The following is a 6,430-nucleotide window of genomic DNA, read 5'->3' as shown; positions in this document are numbered from 1 at the left end:
GTTGGTTAGAGCACCACCTTGACATGGTGGGGGTCGTTGGTTCGAGTCCAATCGCGCCTACCAAACAAAATCCGCTCTGCTGGGCGGTCTGGAAGGGCTCACCGAAAGGTGGGCCCTTTTTTGTTGCGCGGGTTTTGGGCAAACTTTGGGAATATTTTGGGCAAACGCTAGCACAGCATCTAAGGATGGAATGGCCAAATGCAAAATTCACCGGCACCTAAGTTGGAACTCGACAAAGCGCTTCAGTCCATCAACGCAATGGAAAACGCTACCAGTCTTGATGATTTTGAGGAGGCATGGAAGGGTTTCCTTTTTCGCCTGGAGCGTTGTTTCAACAAGGCTATGGCGCATTTCAAGAAAAGCCCAAAGTGGGATGCGTGGTGGGGACCTTATAAGAAGTCGCGTACAACCGATGAGCTCTTGGCATATTTGATCAATGCTAGAGGTGCAGAGGAACATTCGGTAGAAGAGATTGTTGGGCGCGACCCAGGCGGAGTTGGGATCAGCGGGGTCAATGGCAAGCCTCTGCGCATCCAAGGCGGGAAAATTCATGGTGATGGAAATTTCGAAATTCGCTCCCCAGATGGGTTCAAAATTGAGTTCATCCCCGCCAAAATGACACTGCTCCCTGTGCGAAATCGAGGGCGTGATTACCCAGTACCGAAAACGCATTTGGGAGCAGATATCGATTCCAATAATGTGTGTTCGGTCGCAAAGCTTGCCCACGAGTTCTATTCAGATTTCCTTTCGAAGGCTGAGCAGTATTTCGTGAAGTAATTAAACCTTCAGGTCGGCTTTGACCTTCATGTAAACCACAGCTTCTTCGCCGTGCCCCGCCTGGTAGTGTTCGGTCATTTTCACGTCCGCATGCCCCATCAATCCCTGAATGTATTCCTGGTCGAAACCTTGCTGTTCGTACAGCCAGGCGCCGAGTGCACGAATCTCGTGGAAGGTCGGGCGCTCGCCGGTTGGAATGTCAGCGTAGGCCTGGGAATCGTCCCGCGCCTGGGCGAATGACTTGGTCAGGTAGTCGGCTGTCACCGAGTTCCAATGCAGCTTGGCGTCCAGCTGAGAGCGCTTGCGCGCCTTTGGCGAGTAGTGGACCAGGTACGGACAGACGACCGGCGACTTCATGCACTCCATCACCACCTCCCTCAGCGCCTGACCCATGACGATCTCTAGGTGAACGGGCTTCTCGTAGTTCTGTGTCTTGCCGGGCGACACCTTGATTGTGTTCTGATCGAGGTCCACTGCCGATTTCGACCACACCACGATGTCCTCCCTCCGCTGAAGACTCAGCAACCCCAGCCGGATGGCGCGTTTCAACCAGACAGGCGTCCCCACATACCCCAGAATCTTGTTCAGCCCCTCGACCGTGTGGCGCTGGCGTTTCTTCTCCGCCTCCTTTTTCACAAGGGTCAGTTCCGCCGAGTTGCGTTCGCACAGTCCTTTGGCCACGGCGAAAGCGAACACCTGGACCAGCAGTCCCCGGTGCTTGGTGTAGGCGTTGTTTTCGAAACCGTCTAGGTACTCGGCAATCGTCAGCACATCGAGTTGCCCCATCATCAGGTCGCCCAGGTCCTCGCGGTACCGGGCCAACTTGAATTTGATCTCCTTCAGGGTGCTGGCGGCGTACGACCGGGTCGGCAGCCATTCGCTCTCGAAGCGATCGAGGCAAGCGCTGAACTTCGGCGCGGCATCCCCGGTGAGCATGGCCAGCAACGAACCGTCGTCTGCCAGCAGCGGAAGCAGCTTCGCGTTGGCGGCGTTGGCCAGCTTGATGGCTTCGGCCATCGGCTTGTTGATGCTGATCTTCTTGCCGGTGATGGGGTTCTTGTACTGCCAGTATTTGCCGTTGGGGTAGAGGTTGGCTGGCAGATTCCGGTTTTTCACGGTCCTCTCCCGCGGGGGCGCCATCAGCCTACCTCCAGCATCTTGGCTAGCAGTGGATCATTCGACCCCATTACGGCCGCCTGCAAATCCACGAAATACATCCCGCCCTTTACCTCTCCGATCACTTCGCCTTCCTCAATCCATTTCTTCAACTGTTGCACACTCGGCTTGCCGCCGGCGTAGCGCAACTTCCGGTACTCGCTCACCTCCATCAGGCGCGGGAGCTTTACGGTAATCTGGGCAATAACTTTCGCCATGATGATGCTCCATGCCGCGCGTGGCGGCAGAAGGGGGTTAGGATTTACTGGCGACCCACTTGATGAGTTCGGCTTCGTCGTCCGGTCGAACTTTGAGTTGACTCCAGCGCAGGCCGCGCACCATCCCGAGAATCTCGGTGGAATCCATGCCGCCACGCTCGGCAAGGCGCTGTAGAGACTGGCTGTGATTGCGGAGCGCCTGCTCCTCATAGGGCTGGAGCAAACGCATGGGGATCGATTTGATGTTGACGCCCTTCATCACGGGCATGTTTTCGAGAGGCATGACTATTCCTTGCCCACCATTTCATCGGCGGGTCTATGGTTTAAACAAACAATTTTTGAGTGGAGGTGGTGATGCGAAAGGCTTTTCGAAACAAGGTGTTCGTCATCGGGGTTCCAATGGCGATAGTTGGACTCGGCGTTTGCCTGAACCAACTACTGTGGGGTCGGAGTGTCGGTTACTTGTCTTTTGGTGTTTTTGTCTCAGGGTGCACTATGTTGCTGATTGGATGGATGCAGAGGAACAATTGATGTTGCGGCCCGCCATTCACCCACAGGCTCTTGTGTGGGGTTGTGTAGGTCTTGAATCTGACGAAGGGCGTTAGGGTGGTGTGGCAGGTGAACTAGGGTTGAGTTGTTCGCCTCGCCAGTTGCGTACACGCTTCCTCCCCTGAAGGTAACTGGCGGGGTGAACCCTTACCGGCAAGGTCCCTTTTAGCAGTACACGTAGGCGAACCAGGCGAGGGCGATCATGGCGTCACCTGAATTTCGACATCGTCGTGAATCCACTCAATGTCGAGCAGGTCGTCATCGTCGATTTGAGCTTCCCGAAGGTCATTGCTGGCCAGCAGCTCCGCGACCTCGTCGTCATCAATGTTTTCAATTACCTTTCGGAAGCTCAAGACGGCCTTGCCGGTGAGCACGACTGTTCTTTTCATGGGCGAGCGCGTCCTTGCCGCAATAGCGGCTATCAAATTCAAGGGTGGGGAAGGTATCGTTGCACCCTAAATGGAGGTGCGAATTGGTCGTACACGGAGTGGAATACAAGTTTTTTACTGCCTCCAGCGTCGTGAAGGGTCACGACGGATTGGGGCTTGAGTGCTGGCGCGGCGAAGAAATCGTCTTCGAGATATTCAGGAATGACGAAACGCTGCGTTTTGAGGTGACGCTGTTCGAGCAGAATGTCCCTTTAGAGCTGCTGGAACACGCCATCCCAACTGCCCGCGAGAGCCTGGGTGAGTTTGTTTCATAGCGCCACCCTTGCCGCTATAGCGGCTGACTTTGAGTTGGTTAACGAAATTTGAGGATGGGTGCCGGAAATTAGGATTTCCGTGGCGGGGTTACGATTTTCGTGGGTGGAGTACAGACGTACTCCTTTTGGGATATGGCTGACTTTGAAGGGGGAGGGAGTTACTGCGGGGTGTTGAGTGCGGCTACGGCGTCAATAGCTGCCGTTCCGACGGCGCGGATGTCGGCACAGCTTGCGAAGTGCTTGAGCTGGAGTTCCAGATCCGCAATGCGCAAATTGCGCCGACTGACCGCTGCTTGAAGGTCGTCGATGGTCTGGTCTGCCGTATTCAGGGCCAACTGGAGCCCGTCACGCTCGGCGGCGACGCGGTCGAAATCATCTGCTAACACCACGATCGGCCGGGATACAGCCTTGCTTTCGCCTTCAACGCCAGGGATGAAGCCTTTCAATTGCCAGCGCTTCACTTCCGGCAGCTGCGTGGTGAATTTGTTTTCTGTGGGCATGGGGGATGTCTCATTGATAAGCTCTGGCTTCGATGGAGGAAGCCATGACTGTTGAAGTGGATGCGAAGGGAAGGCCGATAGATCAGCCGTGTAAATATTGCGGGGCTCTATTCACGGCTCGGGCTTTAAAGAAGCATCTTCTGGCTTGCCTTGGTCCGCCCGGGAAGCGCGTTTGTGACCTAACCGGCGCTGCCCGTGCTCGGCGACTAAAGATCCTCTGCGACGGCCCGAAGAAGAAAACAAAGAAGCGCAGCGTTTTTACTGTGGGTGGCGGCGCATTCGGCCTAGGTAAGAGTCGAAAGCACTGAGTCAGGCGGCCAGGCGCTGGTAAAGCTCGATGATGTCTGCGGCGTTCGCTGTGACCAGTGCTTCTGCTTCGTCTGGGCATACGCTGTTGCCGATCAGCCGGACCTGATCCGTCTTGTTGATATCGCGCCACTCTTCGGCACCGGTGACCGGGTCAACGAACAATCCGCGATCGATGATGTAGTCCTTGTCGAAGCCCTGGGCTGCCTTCAGCTCTGGCGGTTGCAGCATGCGCAGCGTGATGTCGACCAGCACATACCCGCCGACCATCACCATCTCGGCCGGGTCTTTGAAGTGCTCCGGCAGATGTTCGTGCATGAAGGCGGCGCAGCGGCGAGCACCTTCAAATTGCTCAGGCGTCAGGGTGTCAGGCACCTGCACGACCTCGACAAGCGCGACTCGATCTTTCGTCGGCAGGGTGTGCATCGGCTCGGTGAGTGAGATGCCGTCCTTCTCGTTGCCGTAGTACTTTACCAGGTAGGCGTTCACCAGCCGTTGATTGGCGCCGGATTGGCAGATGGTGGAGAGCGGTGAGTCGGCGGAACGGCCGTCGCCGTCGTAGAAGCCTCCGTTTGCTTGCTCGAAGAATGCGGCGACAAGTGCTTGCTCGCCGCGATTCGCGCCAGTCACTGTTCGGGCTGGCTCATTCAGCGAGTAACCGCTGCGCTCGCCATGGTGTGTCAGATGGGTCAGATGGCCGGCGACCATCGCGAAGTGACCGCCCTTTACTTGAGCGACTTGGGTTCGCAAAGGCTCTTGGGCACTGAAGTTGCGTTGCGACGAGCCGTTGGCGCACTCGGTGAGGAAAGGCGCTGCCACCGGCTGCACCAGTGCGTGATGCGTACCGCCGGCGCTGATAGTCGATAACGCTTCGTCGACGCCGTGTGTGCTGGTGTGCGCTTCCGACGTGCCGCGCATTGGGACAATGAACGGTTTCGCACTGGTCAGCACATGTCGCCAGCAGCCTTTGGCAACGCGGCGCATGGTGTTTACCGCCATGGGCTTGTCACGGAAGATGGTGCGACCGACATTGCCCCAGTCGATGCATGCGGCGGCGGTGCGCCAAGGCTTTTGCTTTGCCGTCGGCACTTTGTGGCGCGTTGGCGCTGGCCAGACGATCGGCTTGCCGTCACTACGCGCCACCAGGTACAAGCGCTTGCGGATAGTGGGGGTTCCGGCGTTGGCCGCGATGCGTTCGCGCCATTCGACATTGTAGCCGAGCCCGCGCACCAGCGCTTCCTTCGGCACGAAGTCGCCAATCGACTCAAGCACCTCTGGCATGTCCGGGTGATCCGCTGCCAACCCCGTGCTGAGAGCAGCGATGAAGGATTTAAAGGTGCGCCCGCGTTCAGCCTTGATTGGCTGGCCTTCCTCGTCGATTGGCCCCCAGTCGCAGAACTCTTCTACGTTCTCCAGAAACATCAGGCGCGGGCGGGTTGCGTGGGCCCAGCGTACTACCACCCAAGCCAGTCCACGAACCCCGCGATCGCGCGGTGCGCCACCTTTGGCTTTGCTGTGGTGGCGGCAGTCCGGCGAGGCCCAGAGGATGCCCACCGGCTGGCCGCCAGTCGCATGGACCGGATCCACCTCGAATACGTCGGCGACATAGTGCGCTGTCTGCGGGTGGTTGGCGCGATGCACGGCCAAGGCGATTGGGTTGTGGTTAACGGCTACGTCCGGCTCCCGATACGCCCGGGCAATGCCGGTGCTCGCGCCACCGCCACCAGCGAACAAGTCCACCACCAGTTCTTTTTCGAATGGCAGGCCCATGCTTGGCTGGCGGTTGATGAACTGGGGTAATTTCTGTTCTGCGGACATAGTGGATCCTCGACGGGTATAGTCGGAAGTTCGATGGTTTATGAAAGTGAGGTGAAGCTGTGAAAGATCCGCACAATACGGTTGAGCGATTGACGAAAGCGCTTGAGGCAATGGCTACCTGTGGTAGTGCTTCTCATCGATCGAATCTCGTGCTCAGTGAGCTATCCCCACTATTGGCTTCTGAGTTTCCGACCGAAGATGCTCGATCGCTTTTCGAGAAAATCATCTCTTTCGATACGAACCGCCCATCTATTGCGCTCGAAGAGTACGAGCAGCTATTTCAAAGTGCCTGGGATCTTTACTGGCTGATGTCTGCCAACCAGCAATACAAATAGACCGGATGGCATGATTCGTTGAGGTGAGGTATTTGTATTCAGCCCCAGTAATCCACCGAGGAGAAGGAT

The 6,430-nt window shown here is 57.0% G+C and carries 10 protein-coding genes; 4 read left to right on the top strand and 6 right to left on the bottom strand.

Features of this window, described 5'->3' with window-relative positions:
• Positions 1–221: hypothetical protein (locus ACRESJ_RS05490; protein ID WP_431756998.1), on the top strand; the 221-nt coding region annotated here is incomplete at its 5' end.
• Positions 199–777 carry a hypothetical protein gene (locus ACRESJ_RS05485; protein WP_431756997.1) on the top strand — a complete coding sequence of 193 codons (579 nt, stop codon included), beginning with the start codon at positions 199–201 and terminating at the stop codon, positions 775–777. The genes ACRESJ_RS05490 and ACRESJ_RS05485, both read left to right, overlap by 23 nt.
• Here ACRESJ_RS05485 and ACRESJ_RS05480 read toward each other — a convergent pair whose 3' ends face one another.
• From ACRESJ_RS05480 to ACRESJ_RS05465, 4 genes are all read right to left on the bottom strand, one after another.
• Positions 778–1,917, bottom strand: a complete 1,140-nt coding sequence (locus ACRESJ_RS05480; protein ID WP_431756996.1) for a tyrosine-type recombinase/integrase — start codon at positions 1,915–1,917, stop codon at positions 778–780.
• Entirely contained in the window at positions 1,917–2,150 is a 234-nt protein-coding gene (locus ACRESJ_RS05475) for a hypothetical protein (protein WP_130905357.1), read from the bottom strand. The genes ACRESJ_RS05480 and ACRESJ_RS05475 overlap by 1 nt, the downstream gene beginning before the upstream one ends.
• 37 nt (positions 2,151–2,187) lie before the next feature.
• Complete coding sequence (locus ACRESJ_RS05470) at positions 2,188–2,433, bottom strand: hypothetical protein (protein ID WP_431756995.1); 246 nt, start codon at positions 2,431–2,433, stop codon at positions 2,188–2,190.
• Between the two features lie 466 nt (positions 2,434–2,899).
• Positions 2,900–3,088, bottom strand: a complete 189-nt coding sequence (locus tag ACRESJ_RS05465; RefSeq protein WP_431756994.1) for a hypothetical protein — start codon at positions 3,086–3,088, stop codon at positions 2,900–2,902.
• A gap of 83 nt (positions 3,089–3,171) precedes the next feature.
• Here ACRESJ_RS05465 and ACRESJ_RS05460 point away from each other — a divergent pair, with 83 nt between their 5' ends.
• Positions 3,172–3,402, top strand: a complete 231-nt coding sequence (locus ACRESJ_RS05460; protein ID WP_431756993.1) for a hypothetical protein — start codon at positions 3,172–3,174, stop codon at positions 3,400–3,402.
• Between the two features lie 158 nt (positions 3,403–3,560).
• Here ACRESJ_RS05460 and ACRESJ_RS05455 read toward each other — a convergent pair whose 3' ends face one another.
• Positions 3,561–3,902 carry a hypothetical protein gene (locus tag ACRESJ_RS05455; RefSeq protein ID WP_431756992.1) on the bottom strand — a complete coding sequence of 114 codons (342 nt, stop codon included), beginning with the start codon at positions 3,900–3,902 and terminating at the stop codon, positions 3,561–3,563.
• A 309-nt stretch (positions 3,903–4,211) separates the two neighbouring features.
• Positions 4,212–6,026, bottom strand: a complete 1,815-nt coding sequence (locus ACRESJ_RS05450; RefSeq protein ID WP_431756991.1) for a DNA cytosine methyltransferase — start codon at positions 6,024–6,026, stop codon at positions 4,212–4,214.
• A 59-nt stretch (positions 6,027–6,085) separates the two neighbouring features.
• Between ACRESJ_RS05450 and ACRESJ_RS05445 the strand changes: the two genes are divergently transcribed.
• A complete protein-coding gene (locus ACRESJ_RS05445; RefSeq protein WP_431756990.1) occupies positions 6,086–6,361 on the top strand; it encodes a hypothetical protein in 276 nt (91 codons plus the stop codon).
• Positions 6,362–6,430 lie beyond the last annotated feature (69 nt).

This window comes from Pseudomonas sp. (genome assembly GCF_050739655.1).
GTDB lineage: Bacteria > Pseudomonadota > Gammaproteobacteria > Pseudomonadales > Pseudomonadaceae > Aquipseudomonas.
This window is presented reverse-complemented; position numbering and strand designations above follow the sequence as displayed.